General features: G+C 68.4%; 28 protein-coding genes. 14 read left to right on the top strand and 14 right to left on the bottom strand.

The window, feature by feature from the left end; all coding sequences use genetic code 11:
- Positions 1-8 precede the first annotated feature (8 nt).
- The 4 genes from H261_RS06540 to H261_RS06555 all read right to left on the bottom strand — a co-directional run bounded on the left by H261_RS06540 (position 9) and on the right by H261_RS06555 (position 3,409).
- Complete coding sequence (locus H261_RS06540; protein WP_008615651.1) at positions 9-899, bottom strand: polyprenyl synthetase family protein; 891 nt, start codon at positions 897-899, stop codon at positions 9-11.
- Between the two features lie 37 nt (positions 900-936).
- Positions 937-1,182, bottom strand: a complete 246-nt coding sequence (locus H261_RS06545; protein WP_008615652.1) for an exodeoxyribonuclease VII small subunit — start codon at positions 1,180-1,182, stop codon at positions 937-939.
- Between the two features lie 171 nt (positions 1,183-1,353).
- Complete coding sequence (locus tag H261_RS06550; protein WP_008615653.1) at positions 1,354-2,472, bottom strand: tetratricopeptide repeat protein; 1,119 nt, start codon at positions 2,470-2,472, stop codon at positions 1,354-1,356.
- Positions 2,473-2,476: 4 nt separating this feature from the next.
- Entirely contained in the window at positions 2,477-3,409 is a 933-nt protein-coding gene (locus H261_RS06555) for a histone deacetylase family protein (RefSeq protein WP_040475854.1), read from the bottom strand.
- Positions 3,410-3,505: 96 nt separating this feature from the next.
- On the opposite strand from H261_RS06555, the gene H261_RS06560 reads away from it, so the two are divergent.
- Positions 3,506-4,273 (top strand): TlyA family RNA methyltransferase, encoded by a 768-nt coding sequence (locus tag H261_RS06560; protein ID WP_040475855.1) that lies wholly within the window; start codon positions 3,506-3,508, stop codon positions 4,271-4,273.
- Positions 4,252-4,815: an SOS response-associated peptidase gene (locus H261_RS06565; RefSeq protein ID WP_008615656.1), complete on the top strand. Its 564-nt coding sequence runs from the start codon at positions 4,252-4,254 to the stop codon at positions 4,813-4,815. Before H261_RS06560 ends, H261_RS06565 begins: the two co-directional genes overlap by 22 nt.
- Here H261_RS06565 and H261_RS06570 read toward each other — a convergent pair.
- Positions 4,812-5,069, bottom strand: a complete 258-nt coding sequence (locus H261_RS06570; RefSeq protein ID WP_008615657.1) for a hypothetical protein — start codon at positions 5,067-5,069, stop codon at positions 4,812-4,814. The two genes, H261_RS06565 and H261_RS06570, sit on opposite strands and share 4 nt — an antisense overlap.
- Positions 5,070-5,592: 523 nt before the next feature.
- On the opposite strand from H261_RS06570, the gene H261_RS06575 reads away from it, so the two are divergent.
- Together H261_RS06575 and H261_RS06580 are read left to right on the top strand one after the other, a co-directional pair.
- Entirely contained in the window at positions 5,593-6,270 is a 678-nt protein-coding gene (locus tag H261_RS06575) for a response regulator transcription factor (protein WP_008615658.1), read from the top strand.
- Positions 6,257-7,639: a sensor histidine kinase gene (locus tag H261_RS06580; RefSeq protein WP_008615659.1), complete on the top strand. Its 1,383-nt coding sequence runs from the start codon at positions 6,257-6,259 to the stop codon at positions 7,637-7,639. The genes H261_RS06575 and H261_RS06580 overlap by 14 nt, the downstream gene beginning before the upstream one ends.
- Here H261_RS06580 and H261_RS06585 read toward each other — a convergent pair.
- Complete coding sequence (locus H261_RS06585; protein WP_008615660.1) at positions 7,614-8,357, bottom strand: hypothetical protein; 744 nt, start codon at positions 8,355-8,357, stop codon at positions 7,614-7,616. The genes H261_RS06580 and H261_RS06585 overlap by 26 nt on opposite strands.
- The gene (locus H261_RS06590; RefSeq protein ID WP_008615661.1) at positions 8,357-9,592 is read right to left on the bottom strand and encodes an MFS transporter; all 1,236 of its coding nucleotides are present in this window, start codon (positions 9,590-9,592) and stop codon (positions 8,357-8,359) included. The genes H261_RS06585 and H261_RS06590 overlap by 1 nt, the downstream gene beginning before the upstream one ends.
- A gap of 213 nt (positions 9,593-9,805) precedes the next feature.
- Here H261_RS06590 and H261_RS06595 point away from each other — a divergent pair, with 213 nt between their 5' ends.
- Positions 9,806-11,053: a dicarboxylate/amino acid:cation symporter gene (locus tag H261_RS06595; RefSeq protein WP_008615662.1), complete on the top strand. Its 1,248-nt coding sequence runs from the start codon at positions 9,806-9,808 to the stop codon at positions 11,051-11,053.
- A 58-nt stretch (positions 11,054-11,111) separates the two neighbouring features.
- Here H261_RS06595 and H261_RS23260 read toward each other — a convergent pair whose 3' ends face one another.
- From H261_RS23260 to H261_RS06610, 3 genes are all read right to left on the bottom strand, one after another.
- Complete coding sequence (locus H261_RS23260) at positions 11,112-11,495, bottom strand: bacteriohemerythrin (protein ID WP_008615663.1); 384 nt, start codon at positions 11,493-11,495, stop codon at positions 11,112-11,114.
- Positions 11,496-11,579: 84 nt separating this feature from the next.
- On the bottom strand, positions 11,580-12,716 hold the full coding sequence (locus H261_RS06605) for an NADH:flavin oxidoreductase/NADH oxidase (protein WP_008615664.1): 1,137 nt from the start codon (positions 12,714-12,716) through the stop codon (positions 11,580-11,582).
- Positions 12,713-13,348 carry a TetR/AcrR family transcriptional regulator gene (locus tag H261_RS06610; protein WP_152426743.1) on the bottom strand — a complete coding sequence of 212 codons (636 nt, stop codon included), beginning with the start codon at positions 13,346-13,348 and terminating at the stop codon, positions 12,713-12,715. Before H261_RS06610 ends, H261_RS06605 begins: the two co-directional genes overlap by 4 nt.
- A gap of 65 nt (positions 13,349-13,413) precedes the next feature.
- Here H261_RS06610 and H261_RS06615 point away from each other — a divergent pair, with 65 nt between their 5' ends.
- Both H261_RS06615 and H261_RS06620 read left to right on the top strand, forming a co-directional pair.
- Positions 13,414-14,694 (top strand): MFS transporter, encoded by a 1,281-nt coding sequence (locus tag H261_RS06615; RefSeq protein ID WP_008615666.1) that lies wholly within the window; start codon positions 13,414-13,416, stop codon positions 14,692-14,694.
- Complete coding sequence (locus H261_RS06620) at positions 14,691-15,155, top strand: MaoC family dehydratase (RefSeq protein ID WP_008615667.1); 465 nt, start codon at positions 14,691-14,693, stop codon at positions 15,153-15,155. The genes H261_RS06615 and H261_RS06620 overlap by 4 nt, the downstream gene beginning before the upstream one ends.
- Here H261_RS06620 and H261_RS06625 read toward each other — a convergent pair.
- Both H261_RS06625 and H261_RS06630 read right to left on the bottom strand, forming a co-directional pair.
- On the bottom strand, positions 15,107-15,940 hold the full coding sequence (locus tag H261_RS06625; protein ID WP_008615668.1) for a glycoside hydrolase family 25 protein: 834 nt from the start codon (positions 15,938-15,940) through the stop codon (positions 15,107-15,109). The two genes, H261_RS06620 and H261_RS06625, sit on opposite strands and share 49 nt — an antisense overlap.
- A complete protein-coding gene (locus H261_RS06630; RefSeq protein WP_008615669.1) occupies positions 15,940-16,509 on the bottom strand; it encodes a Panacea domain-containing protein in 570 nt (189 codons plus the stop codon). The genes H261_RS06625 and H261_RS06630 overlap by 1 nt, the downstream gene beginning before the upstream one ends.
- Positions 16,510-16,578: 69 nt before the next feature.
- Here H261_RS06630 and H261_RS06635 point away from each other — a divergent pair, with 69 nt between their 5' ends.
- The 5 genes from H261_RS06635 to H261_RS06655 are packed head-to-tail and all read left to right on the top strand — an operon-like array spanning position 16,579 to position 19,997.
- Entirely contained in the window at positions 16,579-17,040 is a 462-nt protein-coding gene (locus tag H261_RS06635; protein ID WP_008615670.1) for a (2Fe-2S)-binding protein, read from the top strand.
- On the top strand, positions 17,040-17,825 hold the full coding sequence (locus H261_RS06640; RefSeq protein ID WP_008615671.1) for an FAD binding domain-containing protein: 786 nt from the start codon (positions 17,040-17,042) through the stop codon (positions 17,823-17,825). Before H261_RS06635 ends, H261_RS06640 begins: the two co-directional genes overlap by 1 nt.
- Positions 17,822-18,391, top strand: a complete 570-nt coding sequence (locus H261_RS06645; RefSeq protein ID WP_008615672.1) for a nucleotidyltransferase family protein — start codon at positions 17,822-17,824, stop codon at positions 18,389-18,391. Before H261_RS06640 ends, H261_RS06645 begins: the two co-directional genes overlap by 4 nt.
- Positions 18,388-19,590, top strand: coding sequence for an aminotransferase class V-fold PLP-dependent enzyme (locus H261_RS06650; protein ID WP_008615673.1), 1,203 nt, complete (start codon positions 18,388-18,390; stop codon positions 19,588-19,590). The genes H261_RS06645 and H261_RS06650 overlap by 4 nt, the downstream gene beginning before the upstream one ends.
- Positions 19,587-19,997 carry an iron-sulfur cluster assembly scaffold protein gene (locus H261_RS06655; RefSeq protein WP_008615674.1) on the top strand — a complete coding sequence of 137 codons (411 nt, stop codon included), beginning with the start codon at positions 19,587-19,589 and terminating at the stop codon, positions 19,995-19,997. The genes H261_RS06650 and H261_RS06655 overlap by 4 nt, the downstream gene beginning before the upstream one ends.
- Here H261_RS06655 and H261_RS06660 read toward each other — a convergent pair.
- Positions 19,987-21,465, bottom strand: a complete 1,479-nt coding sequence (locus H261_RS06660; RefSeq protein WP_008615675.1) for a hypothetical protein — start codon at positions 21,463-21,465, stop codon at positions 19,987-19,989. The two genes, H261_RS06655 and H261_RS06660, sit on opposite strands and share 11 nt — an antisense overlap.
- Positions 21,466-21,737: 272 nt before the next feature.
- On the opposite strand from H261_RS06660, the gene H261_RS06665 reads away from it, so the two are divergent.
- A complete protein-coding gene (locus tag H261_RS06665; protein WP_008615676.1) occupies positions 21,738-23,420 on the top strand; it encodes an ATP-binding protein in 1,683 nt (560 codons plus the stop codon).
- Positions 23,421-23,429: 9 nt separating this feature from the next.
- Here H261_RS06665 and H261_RS06670 read toward each other — a convergent pair whose 3' ends face one another.
- Positions 23,430-24,119 carry a fumarylacetoacetate hydrolase family protein gene (locus tag H261_RS06670; RefSeq protein WP_008615677.1) on the bottom strand — a complete coding sequence of 230 codons (690 nt, stop codon included), beginning with the start codon at positions 24,117-24,119 and terminating at the stop codon, positions 23,430-23,432.
- Positions 24,120-24,384: 265 nt separating this feature from the next.
- Between H261_RS06670 and H261_RS06675 the strand changes: the two genes are divergently transcribed.
- A complete protein-coding gene (locus H261_RS06675; RefSeq protein WP_040475878.1) occupies positions 24,385-25,581 on the top strand; it encodes an ABC transporter substrate-binding protein in 1,197 nt (398 codons plus the stop codon).
- Positions 25,582-25,702: the final 121 nt, after the last annotated feature.

Genomic DNA, 25,702 nt, shown 5'->3' on the forward strand with positions numbered 1-25,702 from the left:
CTTGGACCTCACGAACGGCGGCGAACGACGAAGCGGGCGACGTCGCGCATCAGGTCGGCCTTCTCGCCGAAGGGATCGAGATGGCGGCAGGCCTGTTCGGCCAGCATGTCCGCCTGGGACTTGGCGCGCTCGAGGCCGAGCAGCGACACGAAGGTCGCCTTGCCGGCATCGGCATCCTTGTTGAGGCGCTTGCCCACCTCGGCCACGTCGCCTTCCACATCCAGGATGTCGTCGGCGATCTGGAAGGCCAGACCCAGGTCATGGGCGTAATTGCGGAGCGCCAGACGCAGTTCGCCATGGGCCTTGCCCAGCACGGCGCCGGCCTCGCACGAGAACGAGAACAGGCGGCCGGTCTTCAACTGCTGCAGGCGGGTGATGCCCGCCACGTCCAGTTCCAGGGTGTGGGCCTGCAGGTCGATCATCTGGCCGCCGACCATGCCCTGGCCGCCCGAGGCGTGGGCCAGATCGGCCACCAGCTCGCAGCGCACCACCGGGTCGGCGTGGGTGGCGGGATTGACCAGCACCTCGAACGCCTTGGTCAGCAGGGCGTCGCCGGCCAGCAGGGCGGTGGCCTCGTCGAACGCCTTGTGGCAGGTGGGGCGCCCGCGGCGCAAATCGTCGTCGTCCATGCAGGGCAGGTCGTCGTGGACCAGCGAGTAGCAGTGGATCATCTCGATGGCGCAGGCGACGCGGATGGCGGCGCTTTCCGCCACGTTGAACAGGCTGGCCGACTGCATCACCAGGAAGGGGCGCAGCCGCTTGCCGCCGTCCAGGGAGGCATAGCGCATGGCCTCGTGAACACGGGAATCAGGCGATTCGGAAACCGGCAACAGGCGGTCCAGCTCGGAATTGACGGCCTGGCTGACGACGGTCAGAGCCTCGGTGAGGCGCGGAGACATGGGAGAATCAGTCAATGGTTCACTCGGCTTTCATGGATCACGCGTTATCGACGGCCTGAAGGGCCACACTGCCATCGGGACCCGACACGATCCGCTCGACCTTGGTCCGCGCCTCTTCCAGCTTGGCCTCGCAATGCTTCTTCAGCAGCGCGCCACGCTCGTAGGCGACGATGGAATCATCCAGACGGCCCTTGCCTTCCTCCAGCCGGCGCACGATGAGGTCCAGTTCGGCCAGGGCCTCTTCGAAGCTCATCGCGGCGATATCGGTGGGGAACTCTGCCATGGGGGTACGTATTTCCAGCGACCTGTATCGGGTCTTCCAACGAAGCGCGGAAGTTTACGGGCGCCCGCCGCCGAAGGCAAGCGCGACGGCGCAGCTATTGAAAAACTCCGGGCGGCGCGGCGAAATTTTTGGACTCGTCGGGCGGGGGCGGGCCGGCCGCATTCCGGCCGCTCACCGCTTCGACCAGCAGACCAGCCAATGCATGAATTCCGGGCGTCCCTCGCTGACCACGAGCCATCTGTCGGAGGAGTGCATGTGGTGCAGCAGGGGGTATTTGTTGGGATTGCGCCCGGCCTCCACCACCTTTTCCACGTCGTGGGTCCGGGAAAAGCGGTCGAAGAGGGTGGGGGTGATCGTCCTGTCCAGGAAGTCGTGACACTCGATGATCAGGTCGCAGCATTCCAGTTCGGGAACCGCCGCCGGGTCGAGAAGGTACAGTTCCGCCCCCTCGCAATCCAATACGGCCAGGGCCCGGTCCCGTCCGGCCAGATGCCGGCGCAGGATCTCATGGGTGCAGGCGGCGTCGATGGTCACATGACCGGCGACGCCGTTGGCCTCGGCGGTTTCCCGGCACAGCCGGCGGGCGTCGTCGGAGATGTCGTGGGCGAAGACTGTGCTGTCCGGGAGGCGCCGCGCCAGTCCGATGGCGAAGTGGCCCTCGGCGCAGCCGACATTGACGACGACGGAGGGAGAGCGGGCGATGGCCCGTTCCAGCGCGTCGTTCAGTTCCTCTTCGTAGCACCCCAGAATCCGTGACGCGATATCGCCGTCGCCCCACGACGTCTTGTCGTTGACGAGCATGCCGGCGAACGGTCCGTTCAGGACCTTCATGCCGGATTCCCTGGCCAGATAGGCGGTCAGCTGCTTGCGCCTCGCCTCGGCCTGCCGGGCGAAGGCCTCGCGCTGGAAGCCTTCGGCCATCCTGATGATGTTGGGATCGTCCGGCCACTTGGCCCGGGCGCGCTCCAGGCATTGCTCCGCCGCCGCGTAATCGTCGAGTCTCTTGTACAGAAGGATCAGGTTCCCGTGGGCCTCCCGATAGTCCGGGTCGGCGGCGATGGCCTGGCGGAGCAGGGATTCCGCTTCCTCCAGATGATCCAGCCCCAGCTCGGACATGGCGAGGTTGTAGAGGCTGCGGGGATGCCCCGACTTGTGGCGGAGGGCGGCCCGGAACTCCTCCGACGCCTCCTTGAACCGGCGTACCAGATAAAGCTCGTTGCCCTTGAAGAAGTGCAGCCTGGCCTGTTCCTCGGAATCGGAACCGGCCTCGGCGCGGCGGCTGTCGGTCATGCCGTCACACCCCCATCAGGGCGCGGACATGCTCGCGGGCGCTGGCGGCCAGGGCGCGCAGGTCGTAGCCGCCCTCCAGCAGCGACACCACCCGGTTGCCGGCGGTTTCCTCCGCCACCTGCAGCAACTGCCGGGTGACCCAGCCGAAATCGGCGGTGGTCAGCCGCAGATGGGCCAGGGGGTCGGCGGCATGGGCGTCGAAGCCCGCCGAGATGATCAGGAAGTCGGGGGCGAACTCGCGCAGCCGGGGCAGCAGGATGTCGGTGAAGGCCATGCGGTAGTCGTCCGAGCCGGTTCCCGCCGGCAGCGGCACGTTGACCATGATGCCTTCGCCGCCGGTCTCGTCGGCCAGCCCGGTATTGGGGTAGGCGTGCTCCTGGTGGGTGGAGGCGTAGAGCATGCCCTTCTCGTCCCACAGGATGTGCTGGGTGCCGTTGCCGTGGTGTACGTCGATATCGACGATGGCCACCCGCTTGTAGCCGTAGACCTCGCGGGCGTGCAGCGCCGCGATGGCGGCGTTGTTGAAGAAGCAGAACCCCATGGCGTTGTCGCGCTCGGCGTGGTGGCCGGGCGGCCGCACGGCGCAGAAGCTGTTGCGCACTTCGCCCTTGGCCACGGCGTCCACCGCCGCGATCCCGGCGCCGGCGGAGCGCAGCGCCGCCTCGCCCGAATAGCGCGACAGGATGGTGTCGGGGTCCAGGTGATGGTGGCCGTCGCTGGTGGGCACCGAGTCCAGCACGTAGTCGATATGGCTGAGCGGGTGGGCCCGCATCAGCTGCTCCATGGTGGCGTGCGGCGCCTCGTCGCGCAGCAGCATCATGAACTCCTCGCTCTCCAGAGCGGCGAGGACGGCCTTGATGCGGTCGGCGCATTCGGGGTGATAATCGCCCGTGTCGTGCTGCAGACAGACGGGGTGCGTGAACAGCAACGTTGTCATTCTGGCTTGGACGTCCCGAGTTTATATGAATTTTCTGTATTCTCGGGGAAAGGGGGGGCAATTTCCATCCCTGATTTTTGCATGGGACGGCAGCGTATGAGCGCAAAAAAGCGGGTCGATCAATTGCTGGTGGATCGGGGGCTGGTGGAAAGCCGGGCCAGGGCCCAGGCCCTGGTCATGGCCGGGCTGGTCTACAGCGGCGACCGGCGGGTGGACAAGCCGGGCACCGCGCTTCCCGAGGATTGCGCCCTGGAGCTCAAGGGCCAGGACCATCCCTGGGTGTCGCGCGGCGGGCTCAAGCTGGCCAAGGCGCTGGAGGCCTTCGCCCTCGACCCGGCGGGCAAGGTGGCCGTCGACGTGGGGGCCTCGACCGGCGGCTTCACCGACGTGCTGCTCACCCATGGGGCGGCGCGGGTCTACGCCGTGGACGTCGGCCACGGGCAACTGGCCTGGAAGCTCCGGAGCGACCCGCGCGTGGTGGTGCTGGAACGCACCAACGCCCGCCACCTGACGGCAGAGCGGATTCCCGAACCGGTGGACATGGTGGTCTGCGACGCCAGCTTCATCGGGCTGGAGACGGTGCTGCCCGCCGCCCTGGCCCTGGCGCGGCCCGGCGCCTGGGTCGCGGCGCTGATCAAGCCGCAATTCGAGGTGGGCAAGGGCCGGGTGGGCAAGGGCGGCGTGGTGCGCGAGCCCGAGCTTCACGCCGAGGTGTGCGAGCGCATCCGCGCCTGGCTGGACGGGCTGCCCGGTTGGCAGGTGGAGGGCATCACCGAAAGCCCCATTCTCGGGCCGGAGGGCAACAAGGAATTCCTCATCGTCGGACGGTTCGAGGGCGCGCCATGTGCTCCCGCTTCGAACTGAACGCCGATCCCGGCGCTCTGGCCCGGCGCTTTGGCCTGACCGCGCCGCCGCCCTGGCCCCAGGCAAGCGAGAGGCGGCCCACCGATGCAATCCTGGTGATCGGCGCAGACGGCTTCGGCCTGATGCCCTGGGGCCTGGCGGTGGAGTGGCAACCGGCGCCGCTGATCAACGCCCGGGCCGAGACCCTGGCCGCCAAGGCCACTTTCCGCCCGCTGCTGAGCGGCGGGCGGGTCCTGGTTCTGGCCAGCGCATGGTGGGAGTGGCCGGGGCGGGTCAAGACCCGGATCGCTCCCGTGGATGCGGATCTCCTCGCCTTCGCCGGGCTGAGCGACGGACGGGGGGTGGTGATCGTCACCTGCGCGCCGTCGGCCGGGCTGGCGGCGGTTCACGACCGCATGCCGGTCATCCTGCCGCCCGAATCCGGGGCCGCCTGGATCGACGGCTCCAAGCCGTTCGAGGCGGTCGCGCCATTGCTGCGGCCCCATGCCGGACCGTTCGCCATTACCGCCGCGCCGCGCCGGCAGCCCGATCTGTTCGGCTAATGCGCGGGATGTTCGCGCAGGAACTGTTCCAGCCCATGCGCCCAGTCGCCCAGGCGGTCCTTGTGATGGATGGCGGCGACCTCCACCTCCTCGGCCAGGATGGCGGCGACCTTGGCGCAGCCTTCCTCGGCCTCCAGGACGCATTCCGCCCATTCGGCGACGATGATCAGGGGCAGATGCTCGTGGCAGGCGACGGCGTCCAGTTGCTCGGCCGTCAAGCCGCTGAAGGCGATACAGTCTTCCAGGCTCAACATGGCAGACCTCCCCTCGCTCCGGGATCGGATAAGCAGGAAGGCTACCACATTTTCCCGCCGGGCGGTTGTGCTGTCCGGGCGTGTCCGGTCTGCGCCCCGTTTCCTTCTGCCGTTCCCGTTGGGGCAGGGGGGGCGGCAAGAGGCGCTTTATGGTTTGGAATCAGGGATGTAGTCATGGTGGTCATGAGGAGAGGGAGTGAGGCTCCCGATCATTACCAAAGGTTAACCGCGGTGAAATGCTGCGGTAACCTGGCACCTGCCATGATCCGCTTCGTAAGGTTTGGAGAGGTGGTCGGCGGCAAGTTTGCGCTCCACGCCAAAGTCTCTCGAACCCGGCGGAATCCGAACTCCCGCCGACTGGCGCGCCGCTTCTTCCCCCCGAGCGGCGCCGTCAAACGACCGGCAGCGTCCCCCCGTTGCCGGACACCGGAAAAAGGCCCCCGCGTCCTCCCCCCTGGCGCGGGGGCTTTTCCGTGAGGGTGGTTGATTGTATGGTCCCCGGCACAACAAGGTTATCGGACACATGCGCATCCTTCTGATCGAGGACGACAGCGAAGCGGCCGCCTATATGGCCAAGGGCCTCAAGGAGGCAGGCCATGTGGTCGACCATGCCGCCACCGGCACCGACGGGCTGTTTCTGGCCACGTCCGAGCGCTGGGACGCCATGATCATCGACCGCATGCTGCCCGGCCTCGACGGGCTGGCCATCATCCAGGCGCTGCGTGCCGCCGGCAACACCACGCCGGTGCTGGTGCTGTCGGCGCTGGGCAAGGTCGACGACCGGGTGCGCGGCCTCAAGGCGGGCGGCGACGATTATCTGGTCAAGCCCTACGCCTTCGCCGAATTGCTGGCCCGTATCGAGGCGCTGTCGCGCCGGGTGTCCACCGCCCAGCCGGAAACCCGTCTCAAGGTCGAGGACCTGGAGATGGACCTGCTGGCCCGCACGGTGGTGCGCGGCGGCCAGGAGATCGACCTGCAGCCGCGCGAATTCCGCCTGCTGGAATACCTGATGCGCCATGCCGGCCAGGTGGTGACCCGCACCATGTTGCTGGAGAACGTCTGGGAATACCATTTCGACCCCCAGACCAACCTGATCGACGTGCATATCAGCCGGCTGCGCCAGAAGGTGGACAAGGATTTCGAACTGCCGCTGATCCATACGGTCCGCGGCGCCGGATACACCCTTCGTGCGGCCCGCTAGCCTCCTTCGCACCACCACCTTCCGGCTGGCGCTGAGCTATCTCGGCATCTTCACGGTCTCCGCCATCGCGCTGCTGGCGCTGGTGTCGTGGAGCACCACCATGTTCATCGAATGGCAGGTGCAGGAGACGGTGGAGGCCGAGGCCACCGGCCTGTCCGAGGTCTACCACTCGCGCGAGCTGGGCGGCCTGTCCGAGATCATCGGCCAGCGCATGCGCCAGGATATCGAAAGCCGCAACACCTACCTGCTGATGGGCCATTCCGGCCATATCCTGGCCGGCAACATCAAGGCGTGGCCGGCCGAGGTCAATACCCAGCTGGGCTGGGTGCGTTTCAGGCTGATCCAGGTGGGCAGCGTCGGGCCGGGGATCGAGGTGCTGGCCCACGTCTACGAACTGGCCGACGGCTACCGTCTGTTGGTCGGGCGCTCGCTGGCCGACGCCAAGCGGGTCAAGTCGGCCATCAACCGGGCGCTGGGCTGGGGCCTGGCGCTGACCATCCTGCTGGGCGTGGTGGGCGGCTATTTCACCAGCCGCCACCTGCTGCAGCGGGTGGAGGAGATGAGCCGCACGGCGCGGCGCATCTTCGGCGGCGACATGAGCCAGCGCATGCAGGTCTCCGGCATTGAGGACGAGTTCGATTCCCTGGCCGAGAGCTTCAACGAGATGATGGACGAACTGGAGCGCCTGCTGGAGGGCATCCGCACCGTCTCGGACAATATCGCCCACGACCTGCGCACGCCGCTGAACCGTCTGCGCTCGCGCATCGATCTGGCGCTGCTGGGCGCCCCCGATTGCGACGGCTACCGCCGCACGCTGGAGGAAACCCTGGCCGAGGCCGACCACCTGCTGGCCACCTTCAACGCCATCCTGACCATCAGCCATGCCGAATCGGCGGCGCGTCTCGACCGCTTCGAGACCATCGACCCGGCGACCCTGGCCGCCGACGTGGTCGAACTCTACGAGCCCCTGGCCGAGGAGAAGGGTATCCGCCTCCATTGCCGGGCCGAGGGCGGGCTTTCCCTCAAGGTCGACCGCCACCTGCTGTTCCAGGCGCTGGCCAATCTGGTGGACAACGCCGTCAAGTACACTCCGTCGGGCGGCGAGGTCTCTGTCTCCGTCGCCGGCGGGCCGGGTTCGGTGACGCTGTCTGTGGTCGATAGCGGCCCCGGCATCCCCGAGGAATCGCGGGACTTGGTCCTGGATCGCTTCGTGCGCCTGGACGCCACCCGCTCGACGCCGGGCAACGGCCTGGGGCTGTCGCTGGTCCAGGCGGTGGCCCGCCTGCATGGCGCCCGCCTGTCGCTGGGCGACAATCAGCCGGGGCTGGTGGTGGACATGGAATTCAGCGTGAAAGATCGCCCGGCTTGAAGCGCAGCAGCATGCGCCGGGGCCAGGGCTTGCCGTCGTCGGGCGGCAATTTCAGCGGCTGGGCCACGCGCAGCGCCAGCAGGAAGGTTTCCAGCATCCGCCGGGTGGTGCCGTCCGGCAACCCCGAATAGCCCTTGATCACCGCGTCGGGGTTCCATGGCGCGTCCTTGTGCATGGGGCCCGACAGGGTGCCGTCGCGGTTGATCACCAGGGTGGCGCTCAACACCATGTCGCTGCCCCGCAAGGCATTGGAATTGAAGTGCCACATGGCCACCACCTGGGCCAGGACCTTGTCCTGGGCGCTTTGGGCGAGATCGCCGGCGGCCGGGGCGGGGCGCGAGAATTTCCCGGTATCGGCCGACAATCCCTGTACCGGCCTGGCGGGTTCCGGGTGGGGCACCGCCGATGTCTCGGCCAGCGGGGCGGGCTTCATCTGCGGGCGCTGCAGGGGAAGCGGCGGCTCGGGCGACGGCCGTGCCTTGGGCGGTTCCGGGGCCGGCGGCGGTTCGGGCGCGGGCTGGTGCTGGGGCGGCGGCTCGGGGACCGGGAGGGGTTTGCGGGGCTCCGCCACCACCTCCACCTCCATGGAGCGTTCGATCCGTTCGGAACGCGGGAACGACAGGTCGTCCATCCGCAGGACCAGGGTGACCAGCAGGTGCAGCAGGGCCGACAGCGCCAGGGCGGCTTCCTGCCGCCGATCCCCCATGGCCGGATGCATCAGGGCTTTTCCGCCCGGCAGGCGGGGATTTGCCAGATCAGGGCGAGCAGGGTGATCACGGCCGGCACCCCCAGTCCCGCCGCCCAGGCCACCGGCGGCCAGCGCCCGTCCACCTTGTCCCACAGGCCGATCAGGGCGCCCAGGCCCCACTGGATGATGAAGGCGGCGACGAAGATGGTCAGGTTGAGGCTGGTATTGACCCGCCCGGCGAGGCGCAGGGGAAAGCGCCGGGTCAGCACCGCGTAATTGATCGAGCAGGCGGTGCCGGTCAGACCGTAGAACGCCGCCAGGGCCAGGGGGGCCGCATCCCATCCCGCCGCCATGGCGGCCAGGGCGAGCACATGCAGGCCCATGCCGATGGCGCCCTGGGTGACGGGGGGGATGCCCAGCCTTTCCAGCCGTTCCGCCATGGCCCCCACCGACAGGTAGCCCAGCGCCATGGCCGCCGCCATCACCGTCAGACCGGTGGCGGATTGCGCGGGGGTGAAACCGGCCACGTCGCGCAGCCAGGGGCCGGCCCACAGGCCCTGGATGGACATGAAGCTGCCCATGGACAGCATGGTGGCGGGGGCGATCCGCCAGAAGCCGGGGTTGCGGTAGATTTCCCCCACCTCGGCGATCTGGGTCCGCAGGCCGCCGGCTCCCGGGGCTTGGGGCCGGTCGGGGGCGGTCAGCCACAGGAAGGCGGCGGCGCCCAGGGTGAGGACGGCCACGCCGGCATAGACGCCGCGCCAGTCGGTCAGCTGCAGGGCGGCCTGGACCGGGGCGGTGGCGGCGATGGCCCCCAGCCCGCCGGCCCCCAGGATGATGCCGTTCATCAGGGGAATGCGCTGCGGCGGGAAGAACTGGACGTTGGCTTTCAGTGCCGCCATCAGGCAGGACGACACGCCGAATCCCACCAGGGCGCGGCCCACCACCAGGGCGGGGACCGAGTCCGCCAGGGAGAAGGCGAAGGCCCCGGCGGCGGCGAAGCACAGCAGGATGCCTTCGACCCGGCGGGGGCCGAAACGGTCGAGCAGAATGCCCAGCGGCAGCTGCGCGGCGGCGAAGGTCATGAAGTAGATGCCGGTCATCAGGCCGATATCCGACCCGTCCAGATGAATGGCGCGGCCGATCTCGGGGGCCAGGACCGCGTTCACCGTCCGGTACAGGTAGGACAGGAAGTACCCCGCCGCGAAGGGCAGGACCACCCGTCCCAACATGACGGACGCGGCAGGCGGGGTGGAAGAGGGCAATGCGTGAATCCTTGAGGCCGGCGGAACTTGCCATGGAAAACCGCCACAGGGCCGGGGGCAACTGAAAAATTCACGTGTGAAAAATTCTCGGGGTGCCATGCGTCCTGGCCGCCGGCCATCGGATAACCGCAATTCGGATAACCGCAATCGACAGGCCGGCGTTCGAAAGGCTACCAAGCGCGAAATTTTCTTACTCCATCGAGGACCAAGCTGATGAAGCGCCTGACCGGCCACCTGTATTTCTGGGTTCTGCTGGCGATTTTCGCCGGCGGCACTCTCGGCTATTTCTTTCCGGACGCCGGCGTCAGCCTGAAGCCCCTGGGCGACGGCTTCATCGCCCTGGTCAAGATGCTGATCAGCCCGGTGATCTTCTGCACCGTGGTGCTGGGTATCGCCGGGGCCGGCGACATGAAGAAGGTCGGCCGGGTCGGCGGCAAGGCGCTGATCTATTTCGAGGTGGTCTCCACCTTCGCCCTGGTCATCGGCCTGGTGGTGATGACCATCCTGAGGCCCGGCGACGGCTTCCACGCCGACCCCGCCCAGCTGGACGCCAAGGCGGTGGCCAAGTACGCCAAGGCCGCCACCGAGCAGAGCACCGTGGATTTCGTCCTGCACATCATCCCCAAGACCCTGGTGGATGCCTTCACCGGCGGCGGCGACCTGCTGCAGGTCCTGCTGGTCTCGATCCTGTTCGGCTACGCCATGACCCATATGGGCCGCGCCGGCCAGGGCGTGCACATGTTCATCGAGGAATGCTCGCACATCTTCTTCGCCATGATGAACACCATCATGAAGGTCGCCCCCCTGGGGGCCGGCGGCGCCATGGCCTTCACCATCGGCAAGTACGGCGTGGCGGCGCTGAAGCCGCTGGCGGCGCTGATGGGCAGCTTCTACCTGACCTGCTTCCTGTTCGTGGCCCTGGTGCTGGGGGCCATCGCCCTGGTGGTCGGCTTCAACATCTTCAAGTTCATCGCCTACATCAAGGAGGAGCTGCTGACCGTGCTGGGCACCTCGTCCTCGGAATCGGCCCTGGTGCCGCTGATGAAGAAGCTGGAAGGCATGGGCTGCTCCAAGTCGGTGGTCGGTCTGGTGGTTCCCTCGGGCTATTCCTTCAACCTGGACGGCACCAACATCTACCTGACCATGGCCGCCCTGTTCGTCGCCCAGGCCCTGGACATCGAACTGAGCTTCACCCAGCAGGCGACCCTGCTCGGCGTCGCCATGCTGACCTCCAAGGGGGCGTCGGGCGTCACCGGCGCCGGCTTCATCACCCTGGCCGCCACCCTGGCGGTGGTGCCTTCCGTGCCGGTGGCCGGCCTGGCGCTGATCCTGGGCATCGACCGCTTCATGTCCGAGGCCCGGGCGCTGACCAATTTCGTCGGCAACGGCGTCGCCGCCGTGGTGATCTCCAAGTGGGAGAAGGAACTGGACCACGACAAGATGAAAGAGGTCCTGGGCTAGGCTGTCCCCCCTCCCTCCAGGACCAGACTGGGCCCGTTCAGCCGATGCTGGACGGGCCCTATTTCATGGTGATCCAACCCTTGTAGCCGTGGTCGGCGTCGATGATGTGGTAGGACAGCCAGGCCGATAATTCCTTGATGATTTCCTGGCAGATGGTGGCCAGGTCGCCCCGGCCCCACAGGGTCCGCAGGCGGCTCACCGTGGCGCGGAAATCCTCGTGCTGCTCGCGGTGTTCGGCCAGAAAGGGGTAGCCCGCTTCGGCCATGAGGTATTCCTCGCGGTCGAAATGGGCGACCACGTAATGCTCCAGGACCTGAATCTGGGCGTCGACGCTTTCGGTCTCGCAAGAGCCCTGGGATAGGGTGGCGAGCACCTCGAACAGGCTCCGGTGTTCGGCGTCCAGTTCGGGGTGACCCACTTCATAAATGGGATTCCATTCCAAGGAGGCGTATTTCCCGCAGCAGTAGGGCGGCGAAGATATCGCCGTCCATTGCACATACACAATATACGGATTTTGTATACACCTTCAGGCATAATCTCTCTCTTCGGCGGCTGCCAGTCCGGGCCGCGCCAGGGCGGCCCCCGGCCAGGCCCGCGTTCCGGCGGCCCGGTATTGCGGCGGATAGCTCATCTCGGCGCCCAGCGCCTGGGCGGCGTGCCAGACCCAGCGGGGATTGTCGAGGAAGCCGCGCCCGATGGCGATCAGGTCGGCCGCGCCGTCGGCCAGGGCGGCCTCGGCCTGAAGCGGCGTGGCGATCAGGCCGACGGCGCGGGTGGGAATGCCCGCCTCGCGGCGGATGCGCGCCGCCAGATCGATCTGGTAGCCGGGGCCGACCGGAACCTTGGCGTAGGACACCAGCCCGCCCGACGAGACGCAGACGTAGCCGATGCCGGCCGCCTTGAATTCCTTGGCGTATTCCACCGCCTGGTCGCAATCCCAGCCGCCCTCCGCCCAATCGGTGGCGCTGATCCTAAGGCCCAGCGGCTTGTCTTGCGGCCAGACCGCGCGCACCGCCCGGATCACCTCGAGCGGGAAGCGCATGCGGTTGTCCAGGCTGCCGCCATACTCGTCGTCGCGCCGGTTGGAGAGCGGCGACAGGAACTGGTGCAGCAGGTAGCCGTGGGCCGAGTGCAGTTCGATGAGGTCGAAGCCGGCGCGGAGCGCCCGCCGGGCCGAGTCCACGAAGGCCTGCTTCAGCCGGGCGAGGTCGTCGCGCGTCGCCGCCCTGGGGGCCGGCCAGCCGTCGTCGAAGGCGATGGCCGAGGCGGAAACGGTCGGCCAGCCATCGGGCGAGAACTTGCCGCCCTCCCACGGCGGGGCGGCGCCGCCCTTGCGGCCGGCATGGCCCAACTGCACCCCGACGGCCCCACCGCCGCCGAAACCCTTGATGGCCTTGACCAGCCGGGTGAAGCCCGCCTCGGTGATCTCGTCGTAGAGGCCCAGGCATCGGGGCGAGATGCGGCCTTCCGGCGCCACGCCGGTGGCCTCGATCACCACCATGCCGGGACCCGAGGCGGCCAGGGCGCCGTAATGCATCAGGTGCCAGTCCTGGGGCACGCCGTCCGCCGCCGAATACTGGCACATGGGAGCGACGGCGACCCGGTTGGGAACGGTCAGGCCGCGCAGGGACAGCGGCTGGAACAGGCGGGGCTGGGTGGTCATGCGGGCCTCGACAGGACAGGGGAGAGATGGGCGTTGATGATGATCTCGGCGCAGGCGGCCACCGAGGCGGAGGGGCCGTCGGCCCCCATGGTGTTGCCGGCGGAATAGGCGCCTTCCAGCAACAGCATCAGCTGGTCGGTCAGCGGCTTGGGCTGGGCGACGCCGAGCCCTTCCACCAGGACGGAGAGGCGGCGGCGCAGTTCCTCCATATGGCTGGCCACCACGTGGCGGCCGGGATGGGCGTGGTCGGGGAATTCCACCGACATGTTGACGAAGGGACAACCGCGGTACTGCGGACCCGAGGTGCGCTTGGCCACCGCCTCGAACAGGGCGCGCAGCTGGCGGCGCGGCTCGCCCGGATGGCGGGCCACCACGGAATCCCACCACTCCCAGTACATTCTGTCGCGCATCTCCAGGAATGCGGCGATCAGGTCGTCCTTGGAGGGGAAGGCGCGGTAGAGGCTCATCTTGGCGACGCCGGCCCGCTCGATCACCGTGTCGATGCCGATGGCCCGGATGCCTTCGCGGTAGAACAGGTCGTTGGCGGCGGCCAGGATGCGGTCGCGGGCGGAAAGCTTGTCGGCGGGGTCGTTCATCTTGCGGCGGATGTCTCGGGTTTCCTTGGTTGACATGATACAGACCTGTCTGTATTAGTCAAATGATACAGACCTGTCTACCTCTTTTCCCGGAGAGCCCCATGCCCCAGCCGGCCCGCACCCCCCGCCTGCATTACGGCTGGATTGCCGCCGGGCTGACCTTCGTCACCCTGCTGGTGGCGGCGGGCATCCGTTCGGCGCCCGGCGTGATGATGGTGCCGGTGGAGGCCGAATTCGGCTGGAGCCGCGCCACCATCTCGTTCGCCGTCTCCATCAACCTGGTGCTCTACGGCCTGATGGCGCCCTTCGCGGCCGCCGTGATGGACCGCATCGGCATCCGCCGCACCATGGCCCTGGCCTTGGGTGTACTGGCGCTGGGGGTGGCGGCCACCACCCTGATGCGCACGCCCTGGCACATGGTGCTGCTGTGGGGCATCGTGGTGGGCGGCGGCTCGGGCACCATCGCCCTGGTGCTGGGCGCCACGGTGGTGACCCGCTGGTTCGACGCCTATCGCGGCACGGTGATGGGGCTGCTGTCGGCGGCCACCGCCACCGGCCAGCTGATCTTTCTGCCCCAGATGGCCATGCTGGTCGAGCATTGGGGCTGGCGCGAGGCGGTGCTGCTGATCGCGGCGGCGGCGGCGGTGTTCGCCCCGGTGATCTGGCTGTTCATGCGCGACCGTCCCGCCGATCTCGGCCTGTGGCCGGTGGGCGCCACGAGCGCTCCGCCGCCGGCCATCCGCGCCGGCAATCCGGCGGTGGCGGCGGTGATGGCGCTGCGGGAGGGCATGCGGTCCAGGGATTTCTGGCTGCTGGCCGGAACCTTCTTCGTCTGCGGCCTGTCCACCAACGGGCTGATCGGCACCCACCTGATCTCGGCCTGCTTCGACCACGGCATCCCCGAGGTCAAGGCCGCCGGGCTGCTGGCCGCCATGGGCATTTTCGACATCATCGGCACCACCGCGTCGGGCTGGCTGTCGGACCGCTGGGATTCGCGCAAGCTGCTGTTCTGGTATTACGGGTTGCGCGGCCTGTCGCTGATCTTCCTCGATCTGGCCTTCGGGCCGGACGTGTTCGGGCTGTGGCTGTTCGCGGTGTTCTACGGCCTGGACTGGATCGCCACCGTGCCGCCCACCGTCAAGCTGACCACCCAGGCCTTCGGGCGGGAAAAGGCCGGCGTGATGTTCGGCTGGATTTTCGCCGCCCACCAGCTGGGGGCGGCCACCGCCGCCTTCGCCGCCGGGGTGATCCGCACCGATCTGGGGGATTACTGGCTGGCCTTCGTGCTGTCGGGGCTGGCCTGTCTGGTGGCCGCCGTGATGTCGCTGATGATCGGCCGCAAGCTGGGACCGCAGCCGGTGGCGGAAGGAGCGGCGGCATGACCCATTATCTCGAAGACCTCACACCCGGCCGGGTGTTCGCTTCGCCGGCCTACGCGGTGACGGCCGACGACATCAAGGGCTTCGCCGCCGCCTGGGACCCGCAGCATTTCCACCTGGACGAGGATTCCGCCAAGGATTCGTTCTTCGCCGGGCTGGCGGCGTCGGGCTGGCACACGGCGGCGGCCACCATGCGCCTGATGGTGACCAGCGAACTGCAACTGCCGCTGGGCATCATCGGCAGCGGGCTGGAGTACCTGAAATGGCACCGTCCGGTGCGGCCCGGCGACGTGCTGACCCTGCGCATCGAGGTGGTGGAGACCCGCGAGATGCGTTCCCGGCCCGGCATGGGGCTGGCCCGCTTGCGGGTCGAGACCCTGGATTCCGGGGGGCTGCCGGTGCAGACCCTGGAGACTCAGCTGGTGGTGCCTTGTCGGGACGGCAGTCCGGTCCACCAGCCGTAAAGCTGGTCTCGGCTGCCGGCGAACACCGAGCGGTTGCCGCGCTCGACGCCCCGGACGGCGCGGGTGCGGTCGCGGAACGGCCCGCCGACCACCGCGTCGTCGCCGGCATACTGCCACAGGCGCCAGCCCTTGGTTCCCCAGGCGCGGGGCAGTTCCGGCTCGAAGCGGTAATCGGCCAGCCACAGGTCGCAGGCGGCGAGGATCGAGCCCGGCTCGACGGCGCCGCCCAGGCTTTGCCCCGCCATGGCCTCGCCGTCGGCCCAGGCCGGCGGGGTATAGAGCAGCGGCAGCCGTCCGGTGGTGTCGGCGATCTCGCGCACGAACTCCTCGGCCGCCTCGATGCGCATGGAATTGGCCGGCGCCCGGCCGTTGGGCTCCAGGTCGAGCACCAGCAGGGTGGCGGGATCGGGCCGGGCGGCGGCCAGGAACATGCGGGCCTGGACGCGGCCGGGATGCTGCCTGGTGCCGAAATGATAGGCCCCCCACAGCAGGCCGGCATCCAGGGCGGCGGCCCGGCGCTCCTCGTAGCGCGGGTCCTGCCAGTCGCCTTCGCTGGCCTTGTGGATCACCGCCAGCACGCCGCTGCCGTCGCGGGCGGCGGCGAAGCTCTTCACCCCGTTGGCGTGGTGCAGGTCGATGACGGCGTTCAGGCCGACCAGGGCCGGCTCGTCCACCATGCCGGGGGTGGCCTTGGGGCGCGGCGGGCGGATGGTGCGGGCCGGCTCTCCCGCGCAGGCCGAGACGGCCAGGGCCAGTCCGCCGGCCAGGACCCGCCGGCGGCGCATCACTCGTCCTTCTTGGGCTGGAGGGCCTTGGGCTTCCAGGCGCCGACGGTGACCGGCTTGCCGGTCTGCGAGCGCATCATGCGGGGCTTCAGGATCTGGTCGATGGAATCGACGCCCGAGGCCGGCTTGTTGCGGGCGGCGGCCTCGTCGGAATAGTACTTCACCATGTCGGCGAAGGGGATTTCCTCGTTCTGCCCCTTGGCCATGGCCAGGGCCACGGGGGCGTGCTCGGCGATCTTCTTGATCAACTGGTCGGCGGTATAGGGGCCGTAGCGCCGCCAGATGCCGTCGAGGAAGTGGCGGACCTGCTCGGACAGCGGGTTACCCTCGATCATGTGCGGCCGCCCGAAGGCCAAGGCGTGGAACACCGTCGGCTCGACGGGGCCGAAGGCGTCGGTGACGAAGGTGGCCGGCATCAGCTTGCGGCCGTGATAGGCCACGGCGAAATAGGCCTGCGACAGGTAGAGCAGGCGGTGCAGCTTCTGCGGCTGGATGTACTCGCGATCGTTCAGCGCCTGGTCGGAGAGCCAGAACACCACGTCGAGGGATGATTTAACGGCAATGGGCATCGGGACCGGTTTCCTTGAAGCGATGCCGATGATAGCGTCGTCGGGTGCGCAAATCAAAGGAGCCAGCCCATGCGCGTCGCGTTCACCCTGAACGGCAAGCCGGTGGAGGCTAAAGTCGAGCCCCGCACCCTGCTGGCCACGCTGCTGCGCGAGGGGTTCGGGCTGACCGGCACCCATGTGGGCTGCGACACCGGCCAGTGCGGTGCCTGCACGGTCCACCTGGACGGCCGCGCCGTCAAATCCTGCCTGGTGCTGGCCGCCCAGGCCGACGGGCGGAGCGTGCTGACCATCGAAGGCGTGGCCGACGGCGAGGTTCTGCATCCGCTGCAGGCGGCCTTCCGCGACCGCCACGCCCTGCAATGCGGTTTCTGCACGCCGGGCATGGTGATGAGCGGCCTGGATCTGGTCGCCCGCCTGGACAGCCCCGACGAGGCGGCCATCCGCCACGGCCTGGACGGCAATCTGTGCCGCTGCACCGGCTATCGCCCCATCGTCGAGGCCATCGCCCATTGCATCCGGGAGAAGGGCTGATGTTCCCCTTCGATTATCTGCGGCCCCAAAGCGCCGCCGAGGCGGTCGCCGCCCATGACGGCGGGGAGCGGCGCTATCTGGCCGGCGGCCAGAGCCTGCTGGCGGCGCTGAAGCTGCGGCTCGCCCAGCCCTCGGCCCTGATCGACGTGGCCCGCCTGCCGGAACTGACGGGAACGCGTGTCGAGGATGGACGGCTGGTGGTGGGAGCGGCGGTGCCCCATGCCGGGATGGCGGCGTTGCCGCACATTCCGGCCCTGGCGCTTTTGTCCGGCTCCATCGGCGACCTGCAGGTGCGCAACATGGGCACCCTGGGCGGCGCCCTGGCCAATGCCGACCCGGCCAGCGACCACGCCGCCGGGGTGCTGGGCCTGGGGGCGGAAATCCGTACCGACCGCCGCACCATCGCCGCCGACGATTTCTTCCTCGGCATGTTCGAGACGGCGCTGGAGCCGGGCGAACTGATCGTCGCGGTCGGCTATCCCCTGCCGCGCCGCGCCGGCTATGCCAAGGTGCGCAATCCCGCTTCCGGCTATCCGGTGGCCGGCGTGTTCGTCGCCGAGACCGATAGCGGAATCCGGGTGGCGGTGACCGGGGCGGCGGCGTGCCCGTTCCGCCTGACGGAGTTCGAGATGGCGCTTGAAGGAGATTTCTCCCCCGCCGCCCTGGAGGGCCTGGGCGTTCCTCCCGATGCGCTGAACCGCGACCTGCACGCCAGCGCCGAATACCGCGCCGCCCTGATCCCCGTCCTGGCGCGCAGGGCTCTCGGACTGGGAGGCGGGTCATGAGCCTGGCCGGACTGGTGCTGGCCGCCGGGCGGGCCAGCCGCATGGGCGGCGACAAGCGGCTGATGCGGGTGGAGGGACGTTCCATGCTGGAGCGGGCCGTCGAGGCGGCCCTGGCCGGCGGCCTGTCGCCGGTGCTGGTGGTCACCGGGCCGGAGCCGCAGCCCGGCCTGCCGGCCGGGGTGGTCCGGGTGGTCAATGCCGACCCCGGACGCGGCATGGCCTCGTCGCTGGCCGGGGGCGTGGCTGCCCTGCCCGGGGAGGTCGAGGGGGTGATGGTGCTGCTGGCCGACATGCCCAGGGTGAATGCCGCCCATGTGGCGGCCCTGGCCGCCGCCTTCCGTCCCGGCGGCATCTGCGTGCCGGTGTTCGGGGGGCGGCGGGGCAATCCGGTGTTGCTGGCCCGGCGTTTCTTCCCCGAGGTCCTGGCCTTGACCGGCGACAAGGGCGCCAGGGGGCTGATCGCCGGGCATGCGGATTGCGTCGTCGAGGTGGCGGTGAGCGACGACGGAATCCTGATCGATGTGGACACGCCCGAGGCGTTGCGGGCGGTTGGGGGAGTGTCATGAGCCAGACCATCCGCGAAGCTTTTCCCGCCCTGGCCCGGCCGGGATTCCACTATCTGGACAGCGCCGCCATGGCGCAGATTCCCGGCCTGGTCTCCGAGGCGGTGACCCATCACAACCGCACCGCCCGCTCCAACGTGCGGCGCGGCCTGCACGAGATGGCCCAGCGCGCCGACGCCGCCTATGACGGCGCCCGCGCCGCCGTGGGCCGCTTCCTGGGCGCCCCCGCCGAGGAGGTGGTGTTCACCGCCGGCTGCACCCTGGCGCTCAACATGGCGGCCTGGGGGCTGGGGCGGAACCTGGGGCCGGGCGACGAGGTGGTGGTCAGCCGGCTGGAGCATCATTCCGCCTGCCTGCCCTGGATGGCCCTGGCCAAGGAACGCGGCTTCGCCCTGCGCTGGCTGGGGGTGACGCCTGACGGGCGTCTGGACCTGGACAGCCTGGGCACTGTGGTCACGCCGCGCTGCAAGGCGGTGGCGGTCACCCATGCCTCCAACGTCACCGGCGCGGTCAGCGACCTGCCCCGGCTGGCCGAGGCGGCCCACGGGGTGGGGGCCAAGCTGGTGGTCGACGGCGCCCAGATGGTGCCGCACGGCCGCGTCGACCCCCGCGCCCTGGGGGCCGACCTCTACGCCTTCGCCGGGCACAAGGCCTATGGTCCCACCGGCATCGGGGTGCTGTGGGGGCGGGCGGAAATCCTCGACGGCATGGCACCCCTGGTGGTGGGCGGCGGCATGGTCGGCACGGTGGAGGACGGCGATTTCACCTGGGGCGAGCCGCCCCACCGCTTCGAGGCCGGCACGCCGCCGGTGGCCCAGGCGGTGGGGCTGGCCGCCGCCCTGAACTGGATGGCCGACCTGGACTGGCCGGCGGTGCGCCAGCAGGAAGCGGCGCTGGCCTGGCATCTGCTCGACGGACTGAGGAGCATGGACGGCGTCCGCGTCATCGGGCCGCTGGGCCTGGAGGCGCGGGTGCCGGTGGTGTCCTTCACGGTGGCGGGCTGCCATCCCCACGACCTGTCGCACCTGCTGGCCGGGCGCGGCGTGGCGGTGCGCGGCGGCGCCCACTGCGCCCGGCCGCTGATGAGCGCCCTGGGGCTGGAGGAGGGGACGCTGCGCGCCTCGCTCGCCCCCTATTCCGACCGCTCCGACGTGGACGCCCTGCTGGCCGGACTGGCCGAGGCGGTCAAGGTGCTGCGATGAACGAGGAACTTTACGGCGAGGCCATCAAGGACCTGGCGGCCCGGGAGCCGGTGGTCTTGGACGGTGCCGATGCCAGCGCCACCCTGGACAATCCCCTGTGCGGCGACCGGGTTACCCTCGACGTCAGGATGGAAGGCGGGCGGGTGGCCGCCATCGGCCATCGGGTCAAGGGCTGCCTGCTCTGCAAGGCCGCCGCCACGCTGGCGGCCGGGACGGCCCCCGGGCTGGGGGCGGAAGGGGCCGCCCGATTGTTGGATCAGGTCTCGAACATGCTGAAGACGGGGGCCGAGCCGGCGCTTCCCGCCCTGGCGGCCTTCATCCCGGTGCGGCCGCACAAGAGCCGCCACGCCTGCGTGCTGCTGCCGTTCAAGGCCCTGGCGAAGGTGCTGGCGGCGCCTATACCGTGATGCCGATGCTGGCCAGGGTCTTGGTCAGCAGCAGCATCTTGCGGTCCCGTTCCTCGCCCGAGGCGCTGCCCAGGTAATCGGTCAGGAAGCCGCCGTCGCGCAGATAGGTGTTCAGCAACTGGCGCACGGCATCCATGTTGGAACCGTCGATGAAGGTTCCCTTGCGGCACAGATCCAGCAGGGTCAGGACCTTCTGGGCCGGGCCGCCGCCCTTCTTGTCGATCTGCTCGAACAGGCGGGAATTCTTCAGCAGATGGGCCTGGGCCAGTTCCACCTGGGCGGCGAACGCCGCCTTGTCGCCGTCGGGCAGCCACGAGGCCTTGATGGCCCGGTGGATGCCGGCCAGGGTCTGCAGCTTGGGCACCGGGGGCTCCTGGCCCGCCACCACGCGCGGCACGAAATCCTTGTCGCCGAAATAGTGCTCGATAAAGGTCTTCAGCGTGGCGCGGTTGCCCTGGCCCACCGCCACGGTGCTCAACTGCATCAGGAAGGCGTAGCGGTCGGCCACCACCTTGCGCTCGCGCAGCAGGTCGGTGACACCCTCCTTGTTGAGGTGGCGGGCCTGGCGCCGCTCCAGCGAGGTCAACGCCTTGGCGCCGCCGATCAGGGTGGTGCCCGTCCACATGCGCTTGAACAGGTCGAACAGGGTGGAAATCTCGATCTCGGGCTCGGCCGAGCGCAGCGGCATCTTGCTGGCCAGGGTGCGCAGCAGGGAATACTCCACCGACGCCTTGCAATTGGGCGCCGATCCGTCGGAGATCATGGCCGCGATGGCTTCCATGGCCGAATGGGCGGTGTCGCGCTGCTTCCACTCGCCCTTCCACAAATCGGCCAGGTCGTTGCAGCGTTCCTCCAGCGTCTCGCACAGACCCAGCATCTGGTCGAGTGCCGGGTCGCTCTTCAGGCATTCGGACAGGGCCTGCTCGATATAGCGGTTCTCGTCCTTGCCCTTGGTGTTCTCGAACAGCTTGACCAGGACGGAGACCTTGTCTTTCCACACTTTATGAGAGAACAGGAGTTCGGTCAGGGCGCGGTTGGCCGCATAATCCTTGTCGGACGGGCTGCCCTTCAGTCCGGCGCAATAGGCGGAGAAGCCTTCCGGAGTGACGGAGGGCGGCGGCCTGTCCTTGTCGTCGTCCCACACCTTCTTCATGCCGGCGCTGATCAGGGTGTTGAGATCGCGCAGCCGCTGCGCCGCGCTTTCTCCCTTGGTCTTGGCCTGCAGGGTAGCGATCTTGTCGACGGCGTTCATCATGGTGCGGCCGGCATCGCTGAGCCGCTTCTGGTACTTGGACGAGAACACCAGCTCGGTCGGCGTGATGACCAGGGATTCGGTGAAATTGGTCAGGAAACGGCCGATAAGGTCGCGCGAGCCTGGCGAGAAGAAGTCCTCGAACCGGGTGCAATACGCACCTTCCAGCAGGGCTTCCGGCGCCGTTTCCAGATCGTCTTTGGTCGGTGTCGCCATCAAATGATAATCCGCTGCCCGTTTGCTGGTTGCTAGCTCCGCCATCATTATCGTCGGGGTCCGTTGGCATCAAATGATTTTTGCAATCGAACCAGCATGGTATCGAACGATTACTTACGTGGGAGGCTTGTGGCGGGGTCGGTACGAGTTTTGGGCGGCTGTCAATGGCTGAATTATCGTCCAAGGCGCATTTGAGCCTCTGTGCAAGGTCTATTGGCTTAGGGTAAGGTGTTTTTCGTACGCTGTTGTCCTTCTGGGGAGGGGGGCCGGGGATGGCGGGGGTCAGGGCGGATTTCAACAAGTTCAAGGCTTCGCGCTGGCGCCTCGTGGCGCTGCTGCTGTTCGTCAACGCCTCGGTGCTCGGCCTTGCCTGGATTTCCCTGGACGCCAGCTACCGCCAGTACCAGGACCGGGCGGCGGTCTCGACGCGCAATACCAACCGCCTCGTGTCGCAGAGCATCGCCGGCGATATCGACCAGATCGATCTCGCCCTGCGCGCCGTCGTGGACGAAGCCGTCAGGACCCACGGGGCGGGCGGCACGATCTCCGGTCCCGGGATGCAGGAGTTCCTGGGGCGTCTGCAAAGCCGTCTGAAGATGACCGACAGCCTGCGCCTGACCAACGCGGCGGGCGACGTGGTCGCCGGATCGGACGGGCCGCAGCCGGGGATCAACACCGCCGATCGGGCCTACTTTACCAGCCTGCGCGACGACCCCAAGGCGGAGATGTCCATCTCGTCGCCGATCTTGGGGCGCATCAGCAACAAGTGGGTGCTGATCTTCGCCCGGCGCCTGCCTCTGCCCGATGGCGGTTTCGGCGGTATCGTCTTCGCGCCGGTGACCATCGCGTGGTTCGAGCAGAAGTTCAACGATCTGGAGGTGGGGCCCCAGGGCACCGTGGTGATGCGCGGCGACGCCTCGCGCAATTTCGACCTGCTGGCCCGTTTCCCCCATGCCGGCTATGTGGGGCAGACGACGGTCTCCAAGACCTTCCGCGAGCGGATCACCGCCAATCCCAAGGGCGGGACCTACGAGGCGGTGGCCGGCGCCGACAATATCCGTCGCACCTTCTCGTACCGCCCCATCGCCAACTACCCGCTGATCACCCTGGTGGGCATGGCCACCGACGACTATCTCGGCGAATGGCGCAAGGAAGGCGTCAAGGTGATCGCCCTGGCCGGGGCCTTCATCCTGGTCACCACCCTGGGCGGCATCGGCATGCTGCGCAGCTGGCGCAAGCTGGAGCGGCAGACCGACGAACTGGCGCGTTCCAACGCCGACCTCGAACAGTTCGCCTATGTGGCCTCCCACGACCTGCAGACGCCGCTGCGCAATATCGCCAGCTATGCGCAGCTGCTGGCGCGGCGCTACGAGGGGCGCCTCGACAAGGATGCGGACGAGTTCATCGGCTATATCGTTGGCGGTGCCAAGCACATGTCGTCGATGATTCCCGACCTGCTGGACTATGCCCGCGTCTCGCGCTCGCCGCCGGAATTCGTGCCGGTGGACCTCAATCAGGTGGTGGAGTCGGTGCTGGCCAATCTCGGCCCCGACATCCAGGATTCGGGCGCCACCGTCAAGATGGACAAGCTGCCGGTGGTGCTGGCCGAGGCGCGGCAGGCCGAGAGCCTGTTCCAGAACCTGCTGGAAAACGCCCTGATCTACCGCCAGCCCGACGCTCCGCCGCAGATCGAGATCACCGCCACGCTGGAGCCCAAGGGCCTGTGGCGGGTCGCCGTCCGCGACAACGGCATCGGTATCGAGCCGGCCTATTTCGAGAAGATCTTCATCATCTTCCAGCGCCTGGAGCCGGCCCGCTTTCCCGGCGGCACCGGCATCGGTCTGGCGCTGTGCCGGCGCATCGTCCACCGCTTCGGCGGCACCATCTGGGTGGAGTCCGAGCCCAGGAAGGGCACGACCTTCAACTTCACCCTGCGCCCGACGGCCCAAGCCTGAGTGGCGGGCTCAGGCTTCGGCGGTGATGACGACCTCCAGCTCTCCGACGCCGTCGATGGTCCCGCGCAGCCGGTCGCCGGCCACCACCGGGCCGACCCCTTCCGGCGTGCCGGTGAAGATCAGGTCGCCCGGCCCCAGATGGTAGTATTGCGACAGGTGGGCGATCACCTCGGGCACCGACCAGATCATCTCGTCGATGTCGCCGCTCTGGCGGACCTCGCCGTTGACCTCCAGGGCGATGCGGCCCTTGAGCTTGGGGCCGTCGGCGCGGACCAGGGCGGAGATGGGGGCGGAGAATTCGAACGCCTTGCCCAGGCACCACGGGCGGCCCTTGTCGCGGGCGGCGAATTGCAGGTCGCGCCGCGTCATGTCCAGGCCGATCGCGTGGCCGAACACCGCCGACCGGGCCTCGTCGGGCGTGCATTTGTAGACCGGGCGCGACAGCGCCACCACCAGCTCGACCTCGTGATGCAGGTTGGCGGTGCCGGGCGGGTAGGGCAGGTCGCCGCCGCCCGGAACCAGGGCGTCGGCCGGCTTGGTGAAGTAGAAGGGCGGCTCGCGGTTGGGGTCGCTGCCCATCTCGCGGGCGTGGCCGGCATAGTTGCGGCCGACGCAAAAAACACGGCGGACGGGGTAAAGCGCCGCTTCCCCCTTGACGGCGACGGCTGGAAGAGCAAGCTCGAAAAGATGGGCGGTCACGGCGGAGTCTCCTCGGTCTGGCCAAACGTCGGGCGAATGGTGAACCGCTCGCCGGCCAAGATCAACTCCACTTCCGGGGGCGAGATTGCATTCGGATGAATTGCGCATTAGGATGCCGATTTAAGTGGATCCGTATCCGATGCGATGTCGCCCGTTCCGGTGGAGCGGAAGTGGGCGGGGGTAGGGTTTTTCGGCCGGGGACTGCCGCAAGCCTTCAATCAAGACAACGGAACGGGCCATGGGCCTGAATGCCTGGGAGGACGTCATGGAAGATTTCAAGAATATTTCCCGCCGGACGGTGTTGCGGGCCGGTGCGGTGGTGGCCGCCGGCGTGGGCGGCTTGGTGCCGACCCGTTTCGCCATCGGCAACACCGCCAAGGTCAAGATCGGCTTCCTGCTGCCCTATTCCGGCACCTACGCGGCGCTGGGCGAGGCCATCACCAACGGCTTCAAGCTGGCGCTGGAGGAACGGGGCGGCAAGCTGGGCGGCCGCGAGGTGCAGTTCATCGCCGTGGATGACGAATCCAACCCCGCCAAGGGGCCGGAGAACACCAACAAGCTGGTGACCGGCGAGAATGTCGATTTCGTGGTCGGCCCGGTCCATTCCGGCGTGGCCATGGGCATGGTCAAGGTGGTGCGCGAGACCGGCACCATCGCCATCATCGCCAATGCCGGGGCGGGCGCCGCCACCGGTCCGCTGTGCGCCCCCAACATCTTCCGCACCTCGTTCACCAACTGGCAGACCGCCTATCCCATGGCCAAGGTGGCCATGGAACGCGGTATGAAGAATGTCGTCACCATGTCGTGGAAGTACGCGGCGGGCGAGGAGGCGGTGGCCGGCTTCGAGCAGGGCTTCACCAAGGCCGGCGGCAAGATCGCCAAGCAGATCCTGGTGCCCTTCCCGCAGGAGGAGTTCCAGGCCAATCTGACCGAGATCGCCGCGCTGAAGCCCGACGGCGTGTTCGTCTTCTTCGCCGGTTCGGGCGCGCTGAAGTTCGTCAAGGACTACGCGGCGGCCGGGCTGAAGTCCATTCCGCTGATGGGACCGGGCTTCCTGACCGACGGCGTGCTGAAGGAGCAGGGCGCGGCGGCCGAGGGCGTGCTGACCACGCTGCATTACGCCGACGCCCTGGATACGCCCGAGAACAAGTCGTTCCGGGCCGCCTATCGTAAGGCGTTCTCCAAGGACGCCGACGTCTACGCCGTTCAGGGCTATGATTCCGCCCAGCTGCTGTTCCAGGGCATGGCGGAGGTCAAGGGCGACACGGCGGCCAAGGCCAACCTGATCGCCGCCATGGAAAAGGCGGTGATCAAGAGCCCGCGCGGCACCTTCACCCTGTCCAAGGCCCACAATCCGGTGCAGGACATCTACCTGCGTCAGGTCAAGGGCGGCCAGGAAGTGGTGGTCGGCGTGGCGGACAAGGCGCTGGCCGATCCCGCCACCGGCTGCAAGATGGGCTGATCCGTCGGGGCGCGCCGCCGGCTTTCCATGGAGGTGGAGGCTCGGGCCGCCAAGTGCGGCCTGAGGCTTCGTGGAAAGCGGGCGGCGCGGCACCCCCGGTCTTTGACGTGCGCGGTCTGGA

Origin of the sequence: Paramagnetospirillum caucaseum, assembly GCF_000342045.1 — a bacterium.
Lineage (GTDB): Bacteria > Pseudomonadota > Alphaproteobacteria > Rhodospirillales > Magnetospirillaceae > Phaeospirillum > Phaeospirillum caucaseum.

Coding starts and splice junctions, on each gene's coding strand:
- H261_RS06540 (WP_008615651.1), bottom strand. CDS start 899: ATGTCTCCGCGCCTCACCGAGGCTCTGACCGTCGTCAGCCAGGCCGTC.
- H261_RS06545 (WP_008615652.1), bottom strand. CDS start 1,182: ATGGCAGAGTTCCCCACCGATATCGCCGCGATGAGCTTCGAAGAGGCC.
- H261_RS06550 (WP_008615653.1), bottom strand. CDS start 2,472: ATGACCGACAGCCGCCGCGCCGAGGCCGGTTCCGATTCCGAGGAACAG.
- H261_RS06555 (WP_040475854.1), bottom strand. CDS start 3,409: ATGACAACGTTGCTGTTCACGCACCCCGTCTGTCTGCAGCACGACACG.
- H261_RS06560 (WP_040475855.1), top strand. CDS start 3,506: ATGAGCGCAAAAAAGCGGGTCGATCAATTGCTGGTGGATCGGGGGCTG.
- H261_RS06565 (WP_008615656.1), top strand. CDS start 4,252: ATGTGCTCCCGCTTCGAACTGAACGCCGATCCCGGCGCTCTGGCCCGG.
- H261_RS06570 (WP_008615657.1), bottom strand. CDS start 5,069: ATGTTGAGCCTGGAAGACTGTATCGCCTTCAGCGGCTTGACGGCCGAG.
- H261_RS06575 (WP_008615658.1), top strand. CDS start 5,593: ATGCGCATCCTTCTGATCGAGGACGACAGCGAAGCGGCCGCCTATATG.
- H261_RS06585 (WP_008615660.1), bottom strand. CDS start 8,357: ATGCATCCGGCCATGGGGGATCGGCGGCAGGAAGCCGCCCTGGCGCTG.
- H261_RS06595 (WP_008615662.1), top strand. CDS start 9,806: ATGAAGCGCCTGACCGGCCACCTGTATTTCTGGGTTCTGCTGGCGATT.
- H261_RS06605 (WP_008615664.1), bottom strand. CDS start 12,716: ATGACCACCCAGCCCCGCCTGTTCCAGCCGCTGTCCCTGCGCGGCCTG.
- H261_RS06610 (WP_152426743.1), bottom strand. CDS start 13,348: ATGTCAACCAAGGAAACCCGAGACATCCGCCGCAAGATGAACGACCCC.
- H261_RS06615 (WP_008615666.1), top strand. CDS start 13,414: ATGCCCCAGCCGGCCCGCACCCCCCGCCTGCATTACGGCTGGATTGCC.
- H261_RS06620 (WP_008615667.1), top strand. CDS start 14,691: ATGACCCATTATCTCGAAGACCTCACACCCGGCCGGGTGTTCGCTTCG.
- H261_RS06625 (WP_008615668.1), bottom strand. CDS start 15,940: ATGCGCCGCCGGCGGGTCCTGGCCGGCGGACTGGCCCTGGCCGTCTCG.
- H261_RS06630 (WP_008615669.1), bottom strand. CDS start 16,509: ATGCCCATTGCCGTTAAATCATCCCTCGACGTGGTGTTCTGGCTCTCC.
- H261_RS06635 (WP_008615670.1), top strand. CDS start 16,579: ATGCGCGTCGCGTTCACCCTGAACGGCAAGCCGGTGGAGGCTAAAGTC.
- H261_RS06640 (WP_008615671.1), top strand. CDS start 17,040: ATGTTCCCCTTCGATTATCTGCGGCCCCAAAGCGCCGCCGAGGCGGTC.
- H261_RS06645 (WP_008615672.1), top strand. CDS start 17,822: ATGAGCCTGGCCGGACTGGTGCTGGCCGCCGGGCGGGCCAGCCGCATG.
- H261_RS06650 (WP_008615673.1), top strand. CDS start 18,388: ATGAGCCAGACCATCCGCGAAGCTTTTCCCGCCCTGGCCCGGCCGGGA.
- H261_RS06655 (WP_008615674.1), top strand. CDS start 19,587: ATGAACGAGGAACTTTACGGCGAGGCCATCAAGGACCTGGCGGCCCGG.
- H261_RS06660 (WP_008615675.1), bottom strand. CDS start 21,465: ATGGCGACACCGACCAAAGACGATCTGGAAACGGCGCCGGAAGCCCTG.
- H261_RS06665 (WP_008615676.1), top strand. CDS start 21,738: ATGGCGGGGGTCAGGGCGGATTTCAACAAGTTCAAGGCTTCGCGCTGG.
- H261_RS06675 (WP_040475878.1), top strand. CDS start 24,385: ATGGAAGATTTCAAGAATATTTCCCGCCGGACGGTGTTGCGGGCCGGT.